Annotated in this window: 16 protein-coding genes; 8 read left to right on the top strand and 8 right to left on the bottom strand. The window is 71.8% G+C overall.

Going from position 1 to position 21,523, the window contains the following annotated elements; all coding sequences use genetic code 11:
- Positions 1 to 332 precede the first annotated feature (332 nt).
- Complete coding sequence (locus tag ACFV2J_RS37975; RefSeq protein ID WP_385085137.1) at positions 333 to 887, top strand: Rv3235 family protein; 555 nt, start codon at positions 333 to 335, stop codon at positions 885 to 887.
- A gap of 82 nt (positions 888 to 969) precedes the next feature.
- On the opposite strand, the gene secA is transcribed toward ACFV2J_RS37975, so the two are convergent.
- Positions 970 to 3,780, bottom strand: coding sequence for a preprotein translocase subunit SecA (gene secA / locus ACFV2J_RS37970; RefSeq protein ID WP_385085139.1), 2,811 nt, complete (start codon positions 3,778 to 3,780; stop codon positions 970 to 972).
- 243 nt (positions 3,781 to 4,023) lie between these two features.
- On the opposite strand from secA, the gene ACFV2J_RS37965 reads away from it, so the two are divergent.
- Positions 4,024 to 4,608, top strand: a complete 585-nt coding sequence (locus ACFV2J_RS37965) for a GNAT family N-acetyltransferase (protein ID WP_385085141.1) — start codon at positions 4,024 to 4,026, stop codon at positions 4,606 to 4,608.
- 175 nt (positions 4,609 to 4,783) lie between these two features.
- Positions 4,784 to 5,974, top strand: a complete 1,191-nt coding sequence (locus tag ACFV2J_RS37960; RefSeq protein ID WP_385085143.1) for a winged helix-turn-helix domain-containing protein — start codon at positions 4,784 to 4,786, stop codon at positions 5,972 to 5,974.
- Between the two features lie 163 nt (positions 5,975 to 6,137).
- On the opposite strand, the gene ACFV2J_RS37955 is transcribed toward ACFV2J_RS37960, so the two are convergent.
- The 7 genes from ACFV2J_RS37955 to mtnA form a co-directional block, all read right to left on the bottom strand.
- Positions 6,138 to 6,884, bottom strand: coding sequence for a response regulator (locus ACFV2J_RS37955; protein ID WP_385085145.1), 747 nt, complete (start codon positions 6,882 to 6,884; stop codon positions 6,138 to 6,140).
- 208 nt (positions 6,885 to 7,092) lie between these two features.
- Positions 7,093 to 7,785: a ribosome hibernation-promoting factor, HPF/YfiA family gene (gene hpf / locus ACFV2J_RS37950; protein ID WP_385085147.1), complete on the bottom strand. Its 693-nt coding sequence runs from the start codon at positions 7,783 to 7,785 to the stop codon at positions 7,093 to 7,095.
- 315 nt (positions 7,786 to 8,100) lie between these two features.
- Complete coding sequence (locus ACFV2J_RS37945; RefSeq protein WP_385085149.1) at positions 8,101 to 9,033, bottom strand: ComF family protein; 933 nt, start codon at positions 9,031 to 9,033, stop codon at positions 8,101 to 8,103.
- Between the two features lie 241 nt (positions 9,034 to 9,274).
- The gene (locus ACFV2J_RS37940; protein WP_385085151.1) at positions 9,275 to 11,095 is read right to left on the bottom strand and encodes an LpqB family beta-propeller domain-containing protein; all 1,821 of its coding nucleotides are present in this window, start codon (positions 11,093 to 11,095) and stop codon (positions 9,275 to 9,277) included.
- A 19-nt stretch (positions 11,096 to 11,114) separates the two neighbouring features.
- The gene (gene mtrB / locus ACFV2J_RS37935) at positions 11,115 to 13,214 is read right to left on the bottom strand and encodes an MtrAB system histidine kinase MtrB (RefSeq protein ID WP_385085153.1); all 2,100 of its coding nucleotides are present in this window, start codon (positions 13,212 to 13,214) and stop codon (positions 11,115 to 11,117) included.
- Between the two features lies 1 nt (position 13,215).
- Complete coding sequence (gene mtrA, locus ACFV2J_RS37930) at positions 13,216 to 13,905, bottom strand: two-component system response regulator MtrA (protein WP_150136091.1); 690 nt, start codon at positions 13,903 to 13,905, stop codon at positions 13,216 to 13,218.
- A 589-nt stretch (positions 13,906 to 14,494) separates the two neighbouring features.
- Positions 14,495 to 15,652 carry an S-methyl-5-thioribose-1-phosphate isomerase gene (gene mtnA / locus ACFV2J_RS37925; RefSeq protein ID WP_385085155.1) on the bottom strand — a complete coding sequence of 386 codons (1,158 nt, stop codon included), beginning with the start codon at positions 15,650 to 15,652 and terminating at the stop codon, positions 14,495 to 14,497.
- A gap of 141 nt (positions 15,653 to 15,793) precedes the next feature.
- Here mtnA and ACFV2J_RS37920 point away from each other — a divergent pair, with 141 nt between their 5' ends.
- From ACFV2J_RS37920 to ACFV2J_RS37900, 5 genes are read left to right on the top strand one after another with little or no spacing between them, the layout of a single operon-like run.
- The gene (locus ACFV2J_RS37920) at positions 15,794 to 17,140 is read left to right on the top strand and encodes a glycerophosphoryl diester phosphodiesterase membrane domain-containing protein (protein WP_385443011.1); all 1,347 of its coding nucleotides are present in this window, start codon (positions 15,794 to 15,796) and stop codon (positions 17,138 to 17,140) included.
- 4 nt (positions 17,141 to 17,144) lie between these two features.
- Positions 17,145 to 17,882 (top strand): DUF4129 domain-containing protein, encoded by a 738-nt coding sequence (locus ACFV2J_RS37915; RefSeq protein ID WP_385443008.1) that lies wholly within the window; start codon positions 17,145 to 17,147, stop codon positions 17,880 to 17,882.
- Positions 17,879 to 19,072, top strand: coding sequence for a DUF4350 domain-containing protein (locus ACFV2J_RS37910; protein ID WP_385096896.1), 1,194 nt, complete (start codon positions 17,879 to 17,881; stop codon positions 19,070 to 19,072). Before ACFV2J_RS37915 ends, ACFV2J_RS37910 begins: the two co-directional genes overlap by 4 nt.
- Positions 19,072 to 20,061 (top strand): AAA family ATPase, encoded by a 990-nt coding sequence (locus tag ACFV2J_RS37905; RefSeq protein ID WP_385096898.1) that lies wholly within the window; start codon positions 19,072 to 19,074, stop codon positions 20,059 to 20,061. The genes ACFV2J_RS37910 and ACFV2J_RS37905 overlap by 1 nt, the downstream gene beginning before the upstream one ends.
- The gene (locus ACFV2J_RS37900; protein WP_385096893.1) at positions 20,061 to 21,371 is read left to right on the top strand and encodes a DUF58 domain-containing protein; all 1,311 of its coding nucleotides are present in this window, start codon (positions 20,061 to 20,063) and stop codon (positions 21,369 to 21,371) included. Before ACFV2J_RS37905 ends, ACFV2J_RS37900 begins: the two co-directional genes overlap by 1 nt.
- Positions 21,372 to 21,523 lie beyond the last annotated feature (152 nt).

Raw genomic sequence — 21,523 nt, 5'->3', positions numbered from 1 at the left:
TTTCGTAGTCGGAGAGCTCCTGGTCGGTCGCAGAGCTGCCCGGGAGGGCTGTCCCGCGCCTCCCGGGAGGGCCTTCAGGATACGTGCGGGCGTCCTCTTTCGGGTCCCGGACCCTGTCGCCCGCGACGTCCACACCGGTCCGGAGATTCACCCGGTACGCCCCTTTCGTACCAAGGTCGGCGCACCCGCCGGCCACCCTGATAGGTGAATCCCGCGGCGGCCGCCACGCGCGCCGGACATCCTTGCGAGCCCCCGCTCCCACCTCGTACAAGATCTCCGACACGAAAGTTACCGCCCGGTACCGACCGGGCCGCAACGAGCGGGGACGACGCATGAACAAGGTGATGACCAGGACGCAGCGCCGCCCGGGCACCCGCCCTCCCGGCCGCCAGGACTCGCGGCGCCCGGGCACCACCCCGCCCCGCGCCCCGGGCGGCGGCGCTCCCCGTACGGCCCCCGCGGGCAGCCCGCCGCCGTCACCGCCGCGTACGACGCCCGTCCCGGCCCCCTGCCCGGGCGGAACCCGGCAGGCCCCCGCTCCGCAGCCCCGGCCCACCGATCTCTTCGCCGACCGCCTGCTCGCCGTGCTGAGCGGTCAGCGCCCCGTCCACTGCATGCTGCGCCACACCGCGGGCCGCGCCTACGACGAGCTCGCCTGGCTCGCCGAACGCGGCCGGCTGCGCACCCGCGGCACCCGGCCGGTCGTCCGCGACATCGGCTACTACGTCCCCCGCCCCGGCGCGATCGAGGCCTTCGCCCGCATCGGCGCGGGCGACCGGATCCGCGCCATGGCCTTCCGTCTGGAACAGGGCCCCGACCTCCGCTGGCGGTGCACGGCGGTGGAGCTGGGCGGCCCCCGTATGCCCCGCGCCGCCGACGACGGCTGAACAGGGCGAGGGGCCGGACACCAGAGGTGTCCGGCCCCTCGGCCGTCAGCGCGTCACGGAGCGGCCCTGCCGGGCCCAGCCGTCACTTCTTGCGGCGGCGGCTGCTGCTCTTCTGCTGCTTGCGGCGCTCCGCGCGCGTGAGGCCGTCCGCCTCGGAGCGCACGGGCTCGTCGTCGTTGGCGAAGTCGCCCTCGACCACGCCGCCCTCGCCGTCCACGGTGGGCGCGGAGAAGTGCAGCCGGTCGGGACGCTGCGGAGCGTCGAGGCCCTTGGCGCGGATCTCGGGACGCGCGCCCGCGGGGACGACGTCCTCCTTGTTCAGCGACGGCGCGGCGTCCTCGACCGGGACCTCCTCGACCTGCTGCTCGACCTGGACCTCCAGGTTGAACAGGTAGCCGACGGACTCCTCCTTGATGCCGTCCATCATGGCGCCGAACATGTCGAAGCCCTCGCGCTGGTACTCGACGAGCGGGTCCTTCTGCGCCATGGCGCGCAGACCGATGCCCTCCTGGAGGTAGTCCATCTCGTAGAGGTGCTCGCGCCACTTGCGGTCCAGCACGGAGAGCACGACCCGGCGCTCCAGCTCGCGCATGATCTCGGAGCCGAGCTGCTCCTCGCGCGCCGCGTACTGGTCGTGGATGTCGTCCTTGACGGACTCGGAGATGAACTCGGCGGTCAGACCGGCGCGGTCACCGGCCGCCTCCTCCAGCTCGTCGACGGTGGCCTTCACCGGGTAGAGCTGCCGGAAGGCGCCCCACAGACGGTCGAGGTCCCACTCCTCGGCGAAGCCCTCGGCGGTCTCGGCCCCGATGTACGCGTCGATCGTGTCGTCCATGAAGTGCTGGATCTGCTCCTGCAGGTCCTCGCCCTCCAGGACACGGCGGCGCTCGCCGTAGATGACCTCGCGCTGGCGGTTGAGCACCTCGTCGTACTTCAGGACGTTCTTGCGGGTCTCGAAGTTCTGCTGCTCGACCTGCGACTGGGCGGACGCGATCGCGCGCGTGACCATCTTGTTCTCGATCGGCACGTCGTCCGGCACGTTCGCCATCGACATCACGCGCTCGACCATCTGGGCCTTGAAGAGGCGCATCAGGTCGTCACCGAGGGAGAGGTAGAAGCGGGACTCGCCCGGGTCGCCCTGACGGCCGGAGCGGCCGCGCAGCTGGTTGTCGATACGCCGGGACTCGTGGCGCTCGGTGCCCAGGACGTAGAGCCCGCCGAGGTCCTTGACCTCCTCGTTCTCCGCCCTGACGGCCTGCTCGGCCTTCTCCAGGGCGGCGGGCAGGGCGGCGGCCCACTCCTCGATGTGCTCCTCGGGGTCGAGGCCGCGCTGACGCAGCTCGGCCTCGGCGAGGTCCTCGGGGTTGCCACCGAGCTTGATGTCGGTGCCTCGGCCGGCCATGTTCGTGGCGACGGTCACCGCGCCCCGGCGGCCCGCCTGGGCGACGATCGTGGCCTCGCGGTCGTGCTGCTTGGCGTTCAGCACCTCGTGCTGGATGCCGCGCTTGGAGAGCTGCTGCGAGAGGTACTCGGACTTCTCGACCGACGTCGTACCGACGAGGATCGGCTGGCCCTTCTCGTGCTTCTCCGCGATGTCGTCCACCACCGCGTCGAACTTGGCCACCTCGGTGCGGTAGATCAGGTCCGACTGGTCCTTGCGGACCATGGGCTTGTTGGTCGGGATCGGGACGACGCCGAGCTTGTAGATCTGGTGGAACTCGGCGGCCTCGGTCATCGCCGTACCGGTCATGCCGGAGAGCTTGCTGTAGAGGCGGAAGAAGTTCTGGAGGGTGATCGTGGCGAGGGTCTGGTTCTCGTCCTTGATGTCCACCCCTTCCTTCGCCTCGATCGCCTGGTGCATGCCCTCGTTGTAGCGGCGGCCGGCGAGGATACGGCCGGTGTGCTCGTCGACGATCATGACTTCGCCGTCGATGACGACGTAGTCCTTGTCCTTCTTGAAGAGTTCCTTGGCCTTGATGGCGTTGTTCAGGTAACCGACGAGCGGGGTGTTGACCGACTCGTACAGGTTGTCGATACCCAGCCAGTCCTCGACCTTGGCCACACCGGGCTCGTGGATGGCGACGGTGCGCTTCTTCTCGTCGACCTCGTAGTCGCCGGTCTCCTCGATGCCCTTGAGCGGGTTGCCGGCCTCGCCCTTCTTCAGGCGGGTGACCAGCTTGGCGAAGTCGCCGTACCACTTGGTGGCCTGGTCGGCCGGGCCGGAGATGATCAGCGGCGTACGGGCCTCGTCGACGAGGATGGAGTCGACCTCGTCGACGATCGCGAAGTTGTGACCGCGCTGGACGAGTTCGTCCTGGGCCCACGCCATGTTGTCGCGCAGGTAGTCGAAGCCGAACTCGTTGTTCGTGCCGTAGGTGATGTCGCACGCGTACTGCTCGCGGCGCTGGGCCGGCGTCATGTTGGCCAGGATGCAGCCGACGGTCAGGCCCAGGAACTTGTGGACGCGGCCCATCATTTCGGAGTCGCGCTCGGCCAGGTAGTCGTTGACCGTGATCAGGTGGACGCCGTCTCCGGAGAGGGCGTTCAGATACGCGGGCAGCGTGCCGACCAGGGTCTTGCCCTCACCGGTCTTCATCTCCGCGACGTAGCCGAGGTGGAGCGCGGCGCCACCCATCATCTGCACGTCGTAGTGGCGTTGGCCGAGGACGCGCTTGGCGGCCTCGCGGACCGTGGCGAACGCCTCGGGCAGCAGGTCGTCGAGGCTCTCGCCGTCGGCGTACCGCTGCTTGTACTCATCGGTGAGGGCCCGCAGCTCGGCGTCGGAGAGGTCGACGAAGTCCTCTTCGATGGAGTTGACCTGGTCCGCGATGCGGTGCAGCTTGCGCAGGATCTTGCCTTCGCCTGCACGCATGATCTTCGAGAGGACGGACACGGGGGTTTGTCTCCTTGCCGGTCGGGCCTGGGACGGTCGGTTTGAATGGCGGTGTCAAGAGCAGCTTGAGCAACGGCCATCGTAAGCGAGGACCCCACCGCACCGGGAGGTCTGCCCACGACAGCCACTAGGACAACGGACAGGGGTTGCGTAAGGTGCCGCGTCCACGCAGCGAAAAGTAACCGAAGCATCACCCACGGCAAAGGAATGGCGCCCTTACGGCAGCCCGAGCAGAATCGCCCGATGGACCCCGTCACGCTCACCACCGCCCGTCTGCTCCTGCGCACCGTGGGATCGCACGACACCGACGCCGTGTTCGACGCCGTCCAGGATCCCGACATCCAGCGCTGGACCACGATCCCGTCGCCCTATCTCCACGAGCACGCGGCGGGGTTCACCGACCAGATGGTGCCCGACGGCTGGGCGGACGGCTCCATGTTCACCTTCGGAGTCTTCCTTCCTTCCGGGGAACTGGCCGGCATGCTCGGCATCACCATGCGCTCCCTGGGTGTCGGCGAGGTCGGCTTCTGGGCCACCAAGGAGCACCGCGGCAACGGCTATCTCACCGAAGCCACCGTCGCCGCCTCCCGCTGGGCGTTCACCAGCCTCGCCGTCGACCGCGTCGAATGGCGCGCCGAGGTCGGCAACCAGGCCTCCCGCGCGGTGGCCGAACGGGCCGGCTTCACCATCGAGGGCACCCTCCGCTCCGCCATCAACAACAAGGGCGTACGCCGCGACTGCTGGATCGGCTCCCTGCTCCCCTCGGACCTGGGCCTGCCCTCGACGGCGCCGTACCTCCCGGCCCCCTCCGGTCCGCCGGCCACCTGAGACCGGGCCGCCCCGCGCCGAGACCGGGACAGCCGACGCTGAGACCGGGACAGCCGGCGGGACACCGACCCGCGCGCCCGTCCGGCCGCCGCGCGCGGCCCGCCGGCGAAGCCCCCCGGGCCTGCGGACCCCGGGCCCGGCGGCCACTGTCAGTGCCACCGCCTATCGTGCGGGCATGACGAGTCTCCCGCGTCCCGCCACCGACCTCTCCGCCGACGAGGCCCGCCGCATCGCCCTGCGCGCCCAGGGTTTCCTGGGCGCCCCGGACCGCAGGTCCGGCGTCCGCGGAGTCCTGCGGCACCTCGGCGCGGTCCAGCTCGACACGATCTCCGTCCTCGCCCGCTCCCACGAACTCATCCCGTACGCCCGGCTCGGCGCGGTGGGCCGCAGGACGGTGGACGAGGCGTACTGGACGCCGGGCGCCGACGGCGCAGCGCACGCCTTCGAGTACTGGTCCCACGCGGCCTGCATCCTCCCCATCGAGGAGTGGCCCCACTTCGCCTTCCGCCGCCGCGCCTACCGCGCCCGCCCGCACTGGAACCACGCCCTGCCGGACGGTGTCTACGACCAGGTCGTCAAGCAGCTGCGCGCCGAAGGCCCGCTCACGGCGACGGACTTGGGCGGCGCGAAGAGGACCAGCGAGTGGTGGGACTGGTCGGGCACGAAGGTCGCCGTCGAGCGCGCGCTGATGTACGGCGAGGTGGTGTGCACCGAGCGCCGCGGCTGGAAGCGGGTGTACGACCTCGCGGAGCGCGCCGTCCCCGAGGCCCTGCTCCACGACGAGCTGGACGACGCGGAGTGCCTGCGCCGCCTGGTCCGCCTCGCGGGCCAGTCCCTGGGCGTCGGCACCCGCGCGGACATCGCCGACTACCACCGTCTCAGGGGCGAGCAGGTCGACGCGGTGATCGCGGACTCGGGGCTGGTCCCGGTAGCCGTGGAGGGCTGGGGCAAGCCGGCGTGGGCCGATCCGGCGGCCCTGGAGACGGCTCCGCGCGGCCGTCACCGTACGACGCTGCTGTCCCCGTTCGACTCGCTCGTCTGGGAGCGGGCCCGGACGGAGCGCATCTTCGGCTTCACCCACCGCCTGGAGGCGTACACGCCCAAGGCCAAGCGGATCCACGGCTATTTCGCGATGCCGGTCCTCGCCGGCGGCCGCCTGGTCGGCCGGGTGGATCCGGCCCGGGAGGGGCGCACCCTGGTCGCCAAGCAGGTCACCCTGGACGGCGCCAAGGCGGTCCCCGCGGTGGCCCAGGCCCTGGTGGAGGCGGCGAGCTGGGTGGACTGCACGAGCGTGCGCGTGGAGCGGGTGGACGCGCCCGAGCTGCGCGACCCGCTGACGAGGGAGCTGGCGCGCACCCTCGGGTGACCCCACCGGACCGGCCACCCGCGTGGCGACGCGCCGTCCCGGCCCACGTCCTGACCTCAGCCCCGGCCCCCGCCCCTGTGCCGGGCGGACGCCGGGCGTGGGCGGCGCCGGACCGCCCTCGACACGCCCTGCCCCGCGGTGCGGTGGGGGGAGCGCGGTGGGGCTAGCGGATCTCGAGGATCTTCTCCCGCATCGCGTACACCACCGCTTCCATCCGGGAGTGCAGCTGGAGCTTCTCCAGGATGTTGCGCACGTGGTTCTTCACCGTGTTCTCGGAGATGAACAACTCCTTGGCGATGTCCCGGTTGTTCATTCCGGTCGCGACGAGCTTGAGAACTTCCAGTTCGCGTTCGGTGAGCCGCGGCGCGGGGACCAGCCGTCGCTCGTCGGTCCGCTGGATCATCGACTTGAACTCGGTGAGCAGTTTCGACGCCATCGAGGGGCTGATCTGCGACTGGCCGTCCGCCACCGCGCGGATGGCGGTGGCCACCTCGTCCGTGGAGATCTCCTTGAGGAGATATCCGGTCGCACCGGCCTTGATCGCGTCGTAGAGATCCGCCTCCTCGTCGCTGATCGTCAGCATGATGATCTTCGCGCTGGGGGCCACCTCCTTGATGGAGGTGCAGGCCTCGATGCCGCCCCGTTTCGGCATGCGTACGTCCATCAGCACGATGTCCGGGAGCAGGTCGGCCGCCTTGTCGACCGCCTCCGCCCCGTCCCCCGCCTCGCCGACGACCTGGATGTCCTCCTCGGCCGCGAGCACGATCTCCAGACCGCGGCGGAAGAGGGCGTGGTCGTCCACGACGAGGACACGGATGGGCTCCTTGCGTGTGGCGCCCGTGTCCGGGCTCATGCCGACCACACCGCCGTCGGCATCCTCGACACGCATGGGTCCGAAGCTGTCCGCCATCGTTCCTCCCCCTGAAGGCCGTGGCCCGTGTTCCTGTGCCATCGCCAACCCAAGGCAACGGCCCCCCGGTTGGGGCCGGTTCGGCCATGATTTCATGCCCGGACGACAGTGGGGTGACAGAGCGGGTCGCGAAGTGGTCGCACACCGGTGCCCCTGGGGGCGCACGCGCGCACACAGGGGCACCGGCTCAGTCGTCATCAGGGCGGGTCTAACCGCCGAGCGCACCGCCCGGCGCGTCCGTGCCGGCCTGGGTGACCATCGGGTCCGTACTGAGGTGGATCACGCCGTAGTCGTACGCGTGCCGCCGATAGACGACACTCGGCTCCTTGGTCTCGGAGTCGACGAACAGATAGAAGTCGTGCCCGACCAGTTCCATCTCGTAGAGCGCCTGGTCGAGCGTCATCGGGGCGGCCACGTGGGTCTTCTCCCGGACGACGAGGGGACCTTCTCCCATGACCTCGAGGGAGCCGATCTTCTTGGTCGGCACGCTGTCGGGTTCGTCCTCGCGGACAATGGTCCCGTTCCCGTTCAGTGTCGCGGCGCCCGGGACGTGGTCGGCGACCTCGGCGGCCGAGAGGCGGCCGTTGCCACGGCGGGTGTAGCGCTTGTCGTGCTGCTTGCGCAGCCGGGCCTCGAGCTTGTCCGCCGCCAGGTCGAGTGCTGCATACGGGTCGTTCGCCGCTGCCTCCGCCCGGATCACCGGACCGCGGGAGCGGAGCGTGATCTCCACCCGGTCACAACGGTCGGCCTGCCGGGGGTTGGGCTCCTTGGACACCTCGACGTCGAGGCTGATCACCTTGCCATCGAGCTTCTGGATCTTCTCCAGCTTCAGCTTCTCGGCCACGTGCTTGCGGAACCGCTCAGGCACCTCGGTCTTGCGGCCCTTGACGACGATGTCCACGCAGAACTCCGTTCCCGGATAGCCCCGCTCCACAGGCGGAGCATCTCCCTTTTGCACCAGATCCCGGTGAGCCCCGGAACCTCGGACTCGGTGACTTTCACCTCCTCCTCCCCCATGGGCAAGATCTACACCCCATGGCGGGCGGGTGATTCAGAAACCCGCAGCACGGCATTCGGATATACGAGGTGTGGCCAGCGCCAACGGCCTCACAACCGAACATATCTCGCCCGGACGGATGTCGTCACCCTCTACTGCGGCGTACCTCCGTTCAGGTGAATTGACCTGGTCATTACCAGCAACGATGGAAGTTCTCAGTCAGTTCCGGTTGATTTCGAAACCATCCGGCGAGGCCGCGACCACAGCCGCGCAGATCTTGGCGCCGACTTCGCTCGTGTCCGTCATTCCCGGGGTTGCCGGTTTCCGGTCCTCGCGCTCTGTCGTTGCCTCGGTCATCCGTTTCCCCACTCGTCTCCGTTCCCGTTCCCCCGTTGCTTCCCCGGCTTCCCGCCCGTATGCATCGGCGCCCGTCATCGCCACCCGTACGGTGCGCGCCGCCTCCGCCAGGGAGGCTCCCGTCGTCATCAGGTCGTCCACCAGCACCACCCGGCCGGCGCCCGCCAGCAGCCGGCCGCCTCCCGGGGCGACCTCCAGCGCGCCCGCGAGATTGTGCAGCCGCTGCCGGGAGTTGAGGCCCGCCTGGTCGGCCACGCCGCGTCGCTGCCGCAGCACGGTCAGCACCCGGACCGGCGCTCCCGTACGGCGCAGTTCCCCGGCGGCCGCGAGGGCGATCCGGCGTGCCGGGTCATGGCCGCGCGCCCGCACCGCCCGCCGCGAGGAGGGCACCGGAACCAGCAGCACGGGCTCCCGCCCACCGGCCCGCGCCGGCCATCCGCCGTCCCCGCTCAGAGGCCCGCCCGAGCCCGTCCGACGTCCGGGCGTGTCCGGGAGGCACCGGTGCCTCAGAGCCGCCCTCACAGCCCCCGCCAGGGCCGTTCCCAGTGGTGTCGCCAGTGTCAGTGCCCCCCGTTCCTTGTGCGCGAGGAGTGCCGCGCGTACTTCGTCCTGGTACACGGCCGCCGCGTGCACGACCGGCAGTCCCGGCGGCGCCGGCTCCGGACGGGCCCGGCGCGGTGGGGCCCCGCTCAGGGCGGCACGGCACTCCGGACAGAGCACCGTGCGAGCTCTCCCGCAGCCTCCGCACTCGGCCGGCAGCACCAGGTCGGTGAGGTCCTGCCACCACGCCCGCATGTCCACCACTGTGCCAACACCACGACCGACCGGCCACCCCTGTGGACAACCGCCTGTGGACAACCGGACACCCGTCACCCGTGGGACTGACCGTCAACCGGAACCCGACGGACCGACCCACGGATCCCCAAGGCCCGGGGAAAACCCGGAAGAACCGCGGGGAACGCGGACAGGGCCGCCCCGGAACCACGGGACGACCCCACCTCGACGTCGACCCGGCGGAGATCGGCGGAGAACCGACCTACCCGGGGTACACCGGCGCCGTGCCGTTCTTGACGACCTTCTGCCACTGCTCCCCGGACGACAGCCGCACGATCCCGTCCTCCTGCGAGTGCGCCACCAGCGGCAGCCGCTCGTCCTCGGACGCGGCGATCTCCTTCACCCCCGTCAGCGCGGAGGGCGCCGCGCCCACCGGCGTGGAGCCGTCGACCTGGACGTACCGCATCTGCAGCACCCCCTCGGACTCCCGCCCGACGACCACGAGCCGGCTGTCCCCGGCCCACGACATGGCCGTGACCTCCTCCAGCTGCGGTGCGACCGAGTGCAGTTCGAAGACCGAGACGCTGGGCCGCTCACCGGTCGTCGTGTCCTGGTCGATGCGCCCGATCTGCAGGGAGCTCTTGCCGTCCTTCTCGACGATCAGCGCGATCCGCACCCCGTCGGCGGCCACCCGCACCGCCTGGATCCGCCCGTCGAGTCCCGGCGTCGAGACCTGGAGCGGTTCGCCCGCGCCCTTCTCCAGCAGCAGCAACCGGGGTTTGGCGGGATCGCGGTCCGCCACCCACAGGTCGCCCCGCCCGTCCCAACTGGGCGTCGTCAGCCGGTCCTGCGCGGTCCTGCCCTGGCTGTGGAGCACCGCGTCCCCGAGCGAGGCGCCCGACACCAGCGAGCCGACGTACAGCGAACTCCCGTCGGCCGACACGCCGGCCGCGCTGTCCTCGTCGCGCGACACCGCGGCGGCCCGCAGTTTCCTGCCGCCGTCCCCCAGCGGGCCGGGCACCGGCTGGGGCTCCTTGTCGCCGTTGGCGCTGGACAGCCGTACGAGGCGCTGCTTGCCGTCGATGAAGTACTCGAACCCGGGGTGCTCGGCCGGGCCGTGCTCGGCGAGGGCCTCGGCGCCGCCCTCGCTGAGCATGCACAGCCGCGAACCGTTCGACCGTTGCAGCTCCACCTCGTCGACCCCGGTGGGCGTCAGGTCCCGGAAGGTGAGCAGGAGCTGGGCCGCCATCCTGTCGCACTGGGCCCCGTTGACCTGGTCGGCCTTGTGGTTCAGCGGGACCGTCACCCGGTTGCGGTCGTCGGGCGTCAGCGAGGTGACGCCCTCCTTCAGGTCCGTGCCGGAGGGGAAGCTCGACCTCACCACCGGGTCGAGCCAGCGCGTGGGCCCCTTCAGCAGCGCCCGGACCATCTCCGTCATCGGGTCCACCTTCTCGCGGACGTAGACCGGATCGGCGACGGTCCCCAGCTGTCCGCCCGACCCGGCGGTCGCGTTCGAGGCGAAGTAGTACTTGTTGACGGAGACGTAGTTGCGCTGGAAGTCGGAGTTGCCCATCACCACGCCCTGCGGCAGCCCGTCGATGCGCCACTGCTTGGTGTCCTTCTGCCGGGTGAGGTGCACCGTCGCGTGGTACGCGGCCGAGTCCGGCGTGTACGCGTGCTGGTCGTTGACCGTGGCGACCTTGGTCCCGGCCAGCACGTACGAGTAGCTGCCGCTGCCGTCGCTGTCCTGGGCGTTCACCGGCTGCTCCGACTTGGCGTCGGGCCCGTCGGTGAGGACGGTCGTGGAGCTGAAGGGGTCCCAGGTCTTGCGGGCGGTCGTCGTCAGGTACTTGAGCGCCGTCTTGTACTGCGCGTCGTCACTGGTCAGGGCCTCCAGAAAGCCCTGGACGATCTCGGCCGGCCGGGCGTCCTCGCGCGGCGGCAGCGCGAAGACGCGGACCTGCGAGTCCTGCCTCGGCGTGGACTCGACACCCCGCAGGTCCCCGCTGTCCGGCATCGACGCGCACCCCGTCAGCAGCAGCGCACCACAGCCGAGGTACACCCCCACGCGTACGGGACGCATCCGGCCGCTCCCTTCGCGGTCAGCGCCCACGGAATGTCTCCCCTTGTCCGAGCTCCTCGTGCTGCCCGAGCTCCTCGTGCGCGCCGCGGTCTTCCGCGGTCCGCTCCCCACCTGCTGCGGACGCGCCGTCCGGCCGTCGCACGGCCCCGGCGGGCCGCGGTACCACGCGCGCGCCGTTGCCCGGCAGCGCCGTCGGATCGGCCGTGGGCGACACCCCGGCCATCCGCGACTCCATGGACGTGCGCGGCGGCATCGGGGGCGGCGCGTTGCCGCCCGTGGACTGCGCCGGGACCGTGGCGAGCTTGCCGCCACCGCCGGAGGGCAGTCCCGCCTCGCTGAGTCCACGGTTGCGCCGTGAATCCTTGGGCTCCAGTGGTATCGGGGACCCCCGCAGCGGCTCGTCCGCCGTCCGCGGCAGCGTCAGCCGGAACTGCGAACCACCGCCCGGTTCGCCCCACGCCTGGAGCCAGCCGCCGTGCAGCCGGGCGTCCTCCAGGGCGATCGACAGCCCGAGTCCGGTACCGCCCGTGGTCCGCGCGCGGGCCGGGTCGGCGCGCCAGAAGCGGCTGAAGACCCGGGTCGCCTCGCCCGGCTTGAGGCCCACGCCGTAGTCGCGCACCGCGATCGCGACCGCTCCGCCCGCCGCGGCCAGCTTGACCACGACCTCCTTGCCGTCGCCGTGCTCCACGGCGTTGACGACGAGGTTGCGCAGCACCCGCTCCACCCGGCGGGCGTCCGCCTCGGCGATCACGGGCTGCGCGTCGCCGACGATCCGGATCGGGGAGCCCTTGCGCTCGGCCAGCGGCTCCGCGCCGCTGACCACCCTGCGTACGACCTCCCTGAGGTCGATCGCGTCGGCCTCCAGCGCCGCCGCGCCCGCGTCGAACCGGCTGATCTCCAGCAGGTCCGCGAGCAGCGTCTCGAAGCGGTCCAGCTGGTCGGCGAGCAGTTCGGCGGACCGGGCGGTCATCGGATCGAAGTCCACGCGCGCGTCGTGGATGACGTCGGCCGCCATCCGGACGGTCGTCAGCGGCGTACGCAGCTCGTGCGACACGTCCGACACGAAGCGGCGCTGCATCCGCGACAGGTCCTCCAGCTGCTGGATCTTCAGCTGGAGGTTCTGCGCCATCTTGTTGAAGGCCTCGCCGAGCCGCGCGATGTCGTCCTCGCCGGTGACCTTCATCCGTTCCTGCAGGTGGCCGGCGGACAGCCGCTCGGCGATTCCGGCCGCCATCCGCACCGGCGTGACGACCTGGCGCACCACGAGCCAGGCGATGGCCCCCAGCAGCACCACGACGAACAGCCCGGCCGTCGCGAGCGTCCCCTTGACGAGGCTCAGCGACTTCTCCTCCTGCGTCAGCGGGAAGAGGTAGTACAGCTGGTACGGATCTCCGTTGGGGTCGTTGACCTGCTTGCCGACGACCAGCGCGGGCTGCGACTGGGTGTCGTCCTTGTAGACGACACGGGTGTAGCTCTGGGCCGCCAGCGTGCTGCTGTCGACACGGGCCCGCAGGTTCTCCGGCACGCTCAGCGTCGGGTCGACGTCGCCCGAGGAGCGCGGCCCGAGCCCGGCGCCGCCGGAACCGGCCGCGGTGGAGGTGGAACTGAGCGTGACCACGTCGAAAGCGCCCTGGCCACCGCTGGAGAGGGACACCACGAGGTCGGTCATCCACTGGCTGACGTTCTTGGACAGGCGGTCGTCCGTGCCGGACCCCGCGTCGCCGTTCGCCGTGGCGGTCGCATCCGCCTTCTGCTTGGCCACCGCGAAACCGCCGGTCGCCTGGCTCTGCGACGCCTTCACCTTGGCGTCCAGCAGACCGTTGCGCACCTGCCCGATCACGACGAAGCCGAGCAGCAGGACGACGCCCAGCGACATCAGGAGCGTCGTGACGACGATCTTGAGCTGGATGTTGCGCCGCCACAGCCGCATCACCGGCAGCAGCGGACGGCGCACCCAGCGCATGAGCAGCCTGAGGACCGGGCTGCCCTTGACCCCGCCCTGGAGCAGCCCGCCCGCCATGAACCGCTCCCAGGCGGAGCCCGTCATGTTCCGGCCGACAGGCCGCTCCGCGCGGTTCCCCGGCTGTCCGGGCGCCGAAGCGGCACTGTCCCTGGACACGTCAGCTCGGTCCCGCCTTGTAACCGACTCCGCGGACGGTCACCACGATCTCCGGCCGCTCCGGGTCCTTCTCGACCTTGGAGCGCAGCCGCTGGACATGGACGTTCACCAGACGGGTGTCCGCCGCGTGCCGGTAGCCCCACACCTGCTCCAGGAGCACCTCACGCGTGAACACCTGCCAGGGCTTGCGCGCCAGCGCCACCAGGAGGTCGAACTCCAGCGGCGTCAGCGCGATCGACTGACCTTCCCGCTTCACGGAGTGACCGGCGACGTCGATCACGAGGTCGCCGATGGCCAGCTGCTCCGGCGCCGGCTCCTCGGAACGGCGCAGCCGCGCCCTGATCCGTGCCACCAGCTCTTTCGGCTTGAACGGCTTGACGATGTAGTCGTCGGCACCCGACTCGAGGCCCACCACGACGTCGACGGTGTCGCTCTTCGCCGTGAGCATCACGATCGGCACCCCGGACTCCGCCCTGATCAGGCGGCACACCTCGATGCCGTCCCGGCCGGGGAGCATCAGGTCCAGAAGCACCAGATCGGGCTTGGTCTCACGGAAAGCGGCCAGCGCCTTGTCGCCGTCGGCTACGAAAGACGGCTCAAAACCTTCACCACGCAACACGATGCCGAGCATCTCGGCCAGTGCGGTGTCGTCATCGACGACAAGGACTCGTCCCTTCATAAACGACATCATCCCATTCTCATAACGGTGAAGGAGGTGCAGGTGAGCAGGCTCACTGACCTGTGACGATAGTCGTACGGGACCGTCACTGTCTGCCCCCGTCCGTCGACGCCGGTGTCAGCAGCGGATGTCCGCCTGCCGGCCTGTGGGAGCCCACGGCCTTCCGACCGGGACCCCTTGGGGAGGCGACGGAGGCCAACCTAGTGCCGCGGGGCGAGATCAGGAACCGGAGAGGCGCCGGGCCGGCCCGTGGGACGACCCCTGCCGTCCGGCACCACCTGCGGTGTCTCCCCGGTGCACGTGCCCCTTGCGGTCGGCACCGATCCGCAGTTCGTGCACCGGCCCGCCCTCGACGGCCGACCCTGATCCGGTCGTACGGGTGACGAAGACCGGCCAGGTACCGCGGGTGCCCCGGCTCTCGTCGGCGCCCCGGCGCGGACCGCTTTCGGGCCCTGCGCCCGCAAGGCCGGGCCGGCGAGCCGGAGACGACCTCACCACGAGGGATGTCCGGTGACCGAGGACGCCGATGTCACGGCCCCCCTCCCTGCCAACCGTCGCGGGTCGAGGGGCCCTGTGCGTCCACGCGTCCGTCAGCGCGACATCAGCCCGTCGACCGGACCGACACCTGGCGCGACCTGGCGCACAGCTCGGCAAGCGCCTCGGCCGTCACCGGCGAGACGACACCCTCCTCGGTCACGATCGCCGTCACCAACTCGGGCGGCGTCACATCGAACGCCGGGTTGTACGCCTGGGTTCCCAGGGGTGCCACGGGTATCCCGCCCCCCGCTTCCAGCCCCACCACCGGCACCTGCGGCGCCGTGAGCTCGGTCACCTCATGACCGGGGCGCTGCTCGACCTCGATGGACGCTCCGTCCGGGGTGTCCGGATCCACCGTCGTCACCGGCGCCACCACGATGAACGGCACATGGTGGTACCGGGCCAGCACCGCGAGCGGATAGCTCCCCACCTTGTTCGCCACCGAACCGTCGGCGGCGATCCGATCGGCCCCGATGAGCACCGCGTCCACCTCACCCGCCGCGAACAGGGATCCCGCCGCGTTGTCCGTGAGCAAGGTGTACGCCATTCCGTTGCGCGCCGCTTCGTAGGCCGTCAGGCGAGCCCCTTGCAGCAACGGACGCGTCTCGTCCACCCACAGCCGCCGCAACTGCCCCACCCGATGCGCCGCGAGGGCCACCGCGAACGCCGTGCCCTCCCCTCCGGACACCAGCGCCCCGGAGTTGCAGTGGGTCAGGATGCGGTGGCCGCCGCCCGGCAGCAGCTCGTCCAGCAGCGCCAGCCCGTGCACGGCCATCCGGGCACTGGCCCGGGCGTCCTCCTGGTGCAGCGCCCGCGCCGCGGCGAGCGCCGCCGCTCCCGCCGCCCGCTGGTCACCGCCCTCGGACAACGCTCCCCGGTACGCCGCCTGCGCCCGGCGCACACCCACGGCGAGGTTCACCGCCGTCGGCCGGGCCCCGGCCAGCGAACGGGCGGCGTCCTCGACGTCGAAGCCGCGCACGGCGGCGAGCGCGACACCGTACGCCCCGGCGATACCGAGCAGCGGCGCACCGCGCACGGCCAGCGTGCGGATCGCCTCCACCAGCGCCGGGGCATCCGTGCACACCAGCTCGACTTCCTCGGCCGGCAGCCGCGTCTGGTCGAGAAGGACCACTACAGGCCCTTCGGGCGGTTCCTCCCAGCGGATCGCCGGTATCTCCATCGGCCCGTCGTGCTCGCGGGATTGAGCGTCCTGATCAGCCATCCGCCCAGTCTGCCCCGTACCCGGCGGACAATTGAAGATGTGCAGCCCATACGGCGGCCGGTCCCCTCCCGGGCACACCGTGGCACGATGGCTGCCAACCTGCCGCCGCGCCCTGCGGACGGGCACCGTGAAGGAGCGACGATGAACGACTCTCCGGGCTGGGCCTCGCCCGGATCCGCCCCCTCCGACGGGCAGGAGCCGGACGCCTCCGGCACCGCACAGCCCACGGAGCGGCCCTCGGACCAGGGCGACACCAACCAGCCGGAGCCACCGTCGAAGTGGTCCAAGGCGCAGCCCCCGCCCGGCCAGTGGTCCGCTCCCACCCCCCAGGGCCCCGGCCCGACCCCGCCACCCCCGCCCGGCCCCGGCTGGGGCAACGGCCGCCCCCCCGGCGGCCCGGCGGGCCCGGGCGGCGGCCACGGAGCCTGGGGCGGCCCCGGAGGCGGACCAGGGGGTCCCGCCGGCTGGGGCGGCAACTGGGGCGGCCCGCCCCCCGCCGCCAAGCCCGGCGTCATCCCGCTGCGCCCGCTCGGCGTCGGCGAGATCCTCGACGGCGCGGTCTCCACCATGCGCACGTACTGGCGCACGGTGCTGGGCATCTCCCTGACCGTCGCCGTCGTCACGCAGATCGCGGTCATCCTGCTCCAGGGCTTCTTCCTCAACGACGACGCCGGCAGCGACGCCCTCAACGACCCGAGCGCCACCGTCGGCGAACTGAGCCACGCCCTGGGCGAAACCGCGCTCAGCTCGGGCGTCGTCCTGCTCATCACCCTGCTCGGCACCATCGTCGCGACGGCGCTGCTCACCTCCGTCACCAGCCGCGCGGTGCTCGGCAAGCCCGTCACCGCCACCGAGGCCTGGCGGGACGCCCGGCCTCAGCTGCTGAAGCTGTTCGGCCTGACCTTCCTGCTGCCGCTCCTCGCCTGCGCGATCATCGGCGTCGGTGTCCTGCCGGGTGTGATCATCGCCTTCGCCGGCGCGGGCGGCGCCGGCGCCGCGCTCGCCGTCCTGGGCGGACTCGGCGCGGGCGTCGTCGCCCTCTGGCTGATGATCCGCTTCTCGCTCGCCTCGCCCGCCCTCATGCTGGAGAAGCAGGGCGTCCTCAAGTCGATGAGCCGCTCCGCGAAGCTCGTCCGCGGCTCCTGGTGGCGGATCTTCGGCATCCAGCTGCTCGCCACGATCATCGCCAACATCGTCGCGTCGATCGTCGTCATCCCGTTCGCCGTCCTCGCCGCCGCCCTCAGCGGCGACGGCATCAGCGGCTTCCTCAACAGCGGCAGCGGCAGCCTCGGTTGGACGTTCCTCGTCATCAGCGGGATCGGCTCGGTCATCGGGTCCATGCTCACCTTCCCGATCACCGCGGGCGTCACCGTGCTCCTCTACATCGACCAGCGCATCCGCCGCGAGGCCCTCGACCTCGACCTGGCCCGCGCCGCCGGCGTGGACGACCACGGACCCCACGCCCCCGGCACCCCCGCGGGGAGCTGACGGAGTGAGTCCGGCGGGGGGAGTTCTCACGGCGCTGCGCGCGCTGCCGCACACCGGCGCCACGGCCGTTCTCGCGCTGCCGCGGGGCGGTGACGAACCACCGGTGACGATCCCGCGCGACCCCGCACGGGAGGCGGCCAGGCGCGAACTGTCCAAGCGCATGTACCACGAGAACGAACCCAGCCTGGTCCAACGCGCCCTGAACGCCTTCTGGGACTGGGTCGACAAACTGTTCGGCGCCGCTTCCTCGGCGACCCCCGGCGGCACCCTCGGACTGCTCGTGATCGTGCTGGCCGTACTCGCCGTCGTCGCCGCCCTCTGGTGGCGCCTCGGCACCCCGCACCGCACGCCCACCTCGTCCGCCGCGCTCTTCGACGACCGCCCCCGCAGCGCCGCCGAACACCGCGCGGCGGCCGAGGCCCACGCCGCCCAGGGCCACTGGAACCAGGCCGTCCAGGAACGCATGCGCGCCATCGTCCGCTCCCTGGAGGAACGCACCCTCCTCGACCCGCGCCCCGGCCGCACCGCGGACGAGGCGGCCGCCGAGGCCGGCCGCACCCTGCCCGGACACACCGACCGACTGCGCGCCGCCGCCAACGACTTCGACGACGTCACGTACGGCGGACGGGCCGCCGACGCCGGCACGTACGGCCGCCTCACCGAGCTCGACCGGGACCTGGAGCGCAGCAGACCCGTACTCACCGGCGGCGCCCACTCCACCGGCCACGGGGCCGCCTCATGACCGGGGCCGCCCTCACCTCCACCTCGGTCTCGCCCACCGCCCGCCAGCTGTGGACGCGATCCCGGGGAATCACCCTCGCGGTCCTGATCCTGCTGGCCGCCGCCGTGGCGATCGCCGCGATCCGCTCCGGCGCCCAGCACGGCCGCCTCGACCCGCGCTCCGCCGACCCCTACGGCAGCCGCGCCACCGCCGAACTCCTGGGCGAACGCGGCGTCTCCACCCGCGTGGTCACCACCCTGGACGAGGCCCGCGCGGCGGCCGGCCCCGACACCACCCTGCTCGTCACCGCCCCCGACCTGCTCACGGACGGCCAGCAGACCGACCTCCACCGGGCCACCGCGAACTCCGGCGGCCGCACGATCCTGATCGCCCCCGACGCTCCTTCCCTCGGCACCCTCGCCCCCGGCGTCACCGCCGACCCCGCGATCAGCTTCGACTCGACGCTCTCCCCCGACTGCGACCTGCCGGCCGCCCGGCGCGCGGGCAGCGCCGACACCGGCGGCATCCGCTACACCACCACCGACCTCGACGCCGACTCCTGCTACCCCAGCGACGGCCTGCCCACCCTGCTGCGCATCCCGGCAGCCTCCGGCAACGGCGACACAGTCGTCCTCGGCGCCCCCGACGTCCTCTACAACACCCGTCTCGACAAGCAGGGCAACGCCTCGCTCGCCCTCCAACTGCTCGGTTCCCGCCCCCACCTGGTCTGGTACCTCCCCTCGCTCTCCGACACCTCGGCGACCGACGCGGGCCGCAAGAGCTTCCTCGACCTGCTGCCCTCGGGCTGGCTCTGGGGCACCCTTCAGCTCTTCATCGCCGCGGGCCTGGCCGCCTTCTGGCGAGCACGCCGACTCGGGCCCCTCGTACCCGAACGCCTGCCCGTCGCGATCCGCGCCTCCGAGACCGTCGAGGGCCGCGCCCGCCTCTACCGCAAGGCCAACGCCCGCGACCGGGCCGCCGGCGCCCTGCGCTCCACCACCCGCACCCGCCTCGCTCCCCTCGTCGGCGTGTCCCCCGCCCAGGCGCACGCGCCCGAGGCCCTGCTCCCCGCCCTGTCCGCCCAGCTCCCGGGCGACGGGCAGTCCTCCCTGCACTCCCTCCTCTTCGGGCCGCCGCCCCGCGACGACGCGGCCCTCGTCTCCCTCGCCGACCAACTAGACGCCCTCGAAAGAGAGGTACGCCGTTCATGATGGACCCGACCACTGACAACGCCGGGTACACCGGGGATCCGGGCGCCGCCCGCTCCTCCCTGGAAGCCCTGCGCGCCGAGATCGCCAAAGCCGTGGTCGGCCAGGACCCCGCCGTGACCGGCCTCGTCGTCGCCCTCCTGTGCCGCGGACACGTACTCCTCGAGGGCGTCCCCGGAGTCGCCAAGACGCTGCTCGTCCGCGCCCTGGCCTCGGCCCTGGAACTCGACACCAAACGCGTCCAGTTCACCCCCGACCTGATGCCGAGCGACATCACCGGCTCACTCGTCTACGACGCCCGCACCGCCGAGTTCTCCTTCCAGCCCGGCCCGGTCTTCACCAACCTGCTGCTGGCCGACGAGATCAACCGCACCCCGCCGAAGACGCAGTCGTCGCTCCTCGAGGCGATGGAGGAACGCCAGGTCACGGTCGACGGCACGCCCCGGCTGCTCCCGGAGCCCTTCCTCGTCGCCGCCACCCAGAACCCGGTCGAGTACGAGGGCACGTACCCCCTCCCGGAAGCCCAACTGGACCGCTTCCTCCTCAAGCTGACGATCCCCCTCCCCTCCCGCGCGGACGAGATCGACGTCCTCACCCGGCACGCCGAGGGCTTCAACCCGCGCGACCTGCGCGCCGCCGGCGTACGCCCCGTGGCGGGTCCGGCCGACCTGGAGGCCGCGCGCGCCGCCGTCGCCAAGACGACGGTCTCCCCCGAGATCACCGGCTACGTGGTGGACATCTGCCGCGCCACCCGTGAATCGCCGTCCCTCTCCCTCGGCGTCTCCCCGCGCGGCGCGACGGCCCTCCTCTCGACGGCCCGCGCCTGGGCCTGGCTGACCGGCCGCGACTACGTCATCCCGGACGATGTGAAGGCCCTGGCCCTCCCCACGCTCCGGCATCGCATCCAGCTCCGCCCCGAAGCCGAGATGGAGGGCGTGACCACCGACTCGGTCATCAACGCGATCCTCGCCCACGTCCCCGTCCCCCGCTGATGGCGCTCACCGGACGCGCCGCTCTTCTGGCGGCCCTGGGCACCGTCCCCATCGGCATCTGGGCACCGAGCTGGGCGGGCATCCTCGCCGTGAACGCGCCCCTGGCGCTGGCCTGCGCCTGCGACGCCGCCCTGGCCGCGCCCGTACGCCGTCTCGGTCTGACCCGCTCCGGCGACACCTCGGTGCGTCTGGGCGAGACCGCCGACGTCACCCTGACCGTCACGAACCCCTCGGGCCGCCCGCTGCGCGCCCGCCTCCGCGACGCCTGGCCCCCGAGCAGCTGGGAACCGGGAACGGAGGTGGCCGCGTCCCGCCACCGTCTGACGGTCCCGCCCGGCGAGCGCCGCCGGCTGACGACCCGTCTGCGCCCCACCCGCCGCGGCGACCGACACGCCGACCGCGTCACGATCCGCTCGTACGGCCCACTCGGTCTGTTCTCCCGCCAGGGCAGCCACAGGGTCCCGTGGACGGTGCGCGTCCTGCCCCCGTTCACCAGCCGCAAGCACCTCCCGTCCAAACTGGCCCGGCTCCGTGAACTCGACGGCCGCACCAGTGTCCTGACCCGCGGAGAGGGCACCGAGTTCGACAGTCTGCGCGAGTACGTCGCGGGTGACGACACCCGGTCCATCGACTGGCGTGCCACGGCCCGCCACTCCACGGTCGCCGTCCGCACCTGGCGACCCGAACGCGACCGCCACATCCTCCTGGTCCTCGACACGGGCCGCACCTCGGCGGGCCGTGTGGGTGACGCCCCACGCCTCGACGCGTCCCTGGACGCGGCCCTGCTCCTCGCGGCGCTGGCCTCGCGGGCCGGCGACCGTGTGGACCTCCTCGCCTACGACCGCCGGGTACGCGCCCTCGTCCAGGGCCGCTCGGCGGGCGACGTACTGCCCTCCCTGGTCGCCGCGATGGCCACCCTGGAGCCGGAGCTCGTCGAGACCGACGCACGCGGCCTGACGGCCACCGCACTCCGGACGGCCCCACGACGCTCCCTGATCGTCCTGCTGACGACACTCGACGCCGCCCCGGTCGAGGAGGGCCTGCTCCCCGTCCTGTCCCGTCTCACACAGCGCCATACGGTCCTGGTGGCCTCGGTCGCCGATCCGTACATCGCCCGTATGGCGAAGGCCCGTGGGAACCCCGAGGCCGTGTACGAGGCGGCGGCCGCGGCCCACGCCCAGGCGGAACGCCACCGCACGGCCGAACAGTTGATGCGTCATGGAGTCACGGTCGTCGACGCGACTCCTGACGACCTGCCCCCCGCTCTCGCGGACGCCTATCTGGCCCTCAAGGCGGCAGGACGCCTGTAGGCCGGCACAAAAAAGGGGCCTCTTGTTTCAAGAGGCCCCACGGACAAAAAGATCCTGAACGCAGAAAACCCCCGTACCGATTTCCCGGTACGGGGGTTTCCCTCAAAATTTGTTCGGCGGCGTCCTACTCTCCCACAGGGTCCCCCCTGCAG

Source organism: Streptomyces sp. NPDC059668, assembly GCF_042734135.1.
GTDB lineage: Bacteria > Actinomycetota > Actinomycetes > Streptomycetales > Streptomycetaceae > Streptomyces.
The sequence above is the reverse complement of the archived record's forward strand: the minus strand, read 5'-3'. Positions and strand labels throughout refer to the sequence as shown.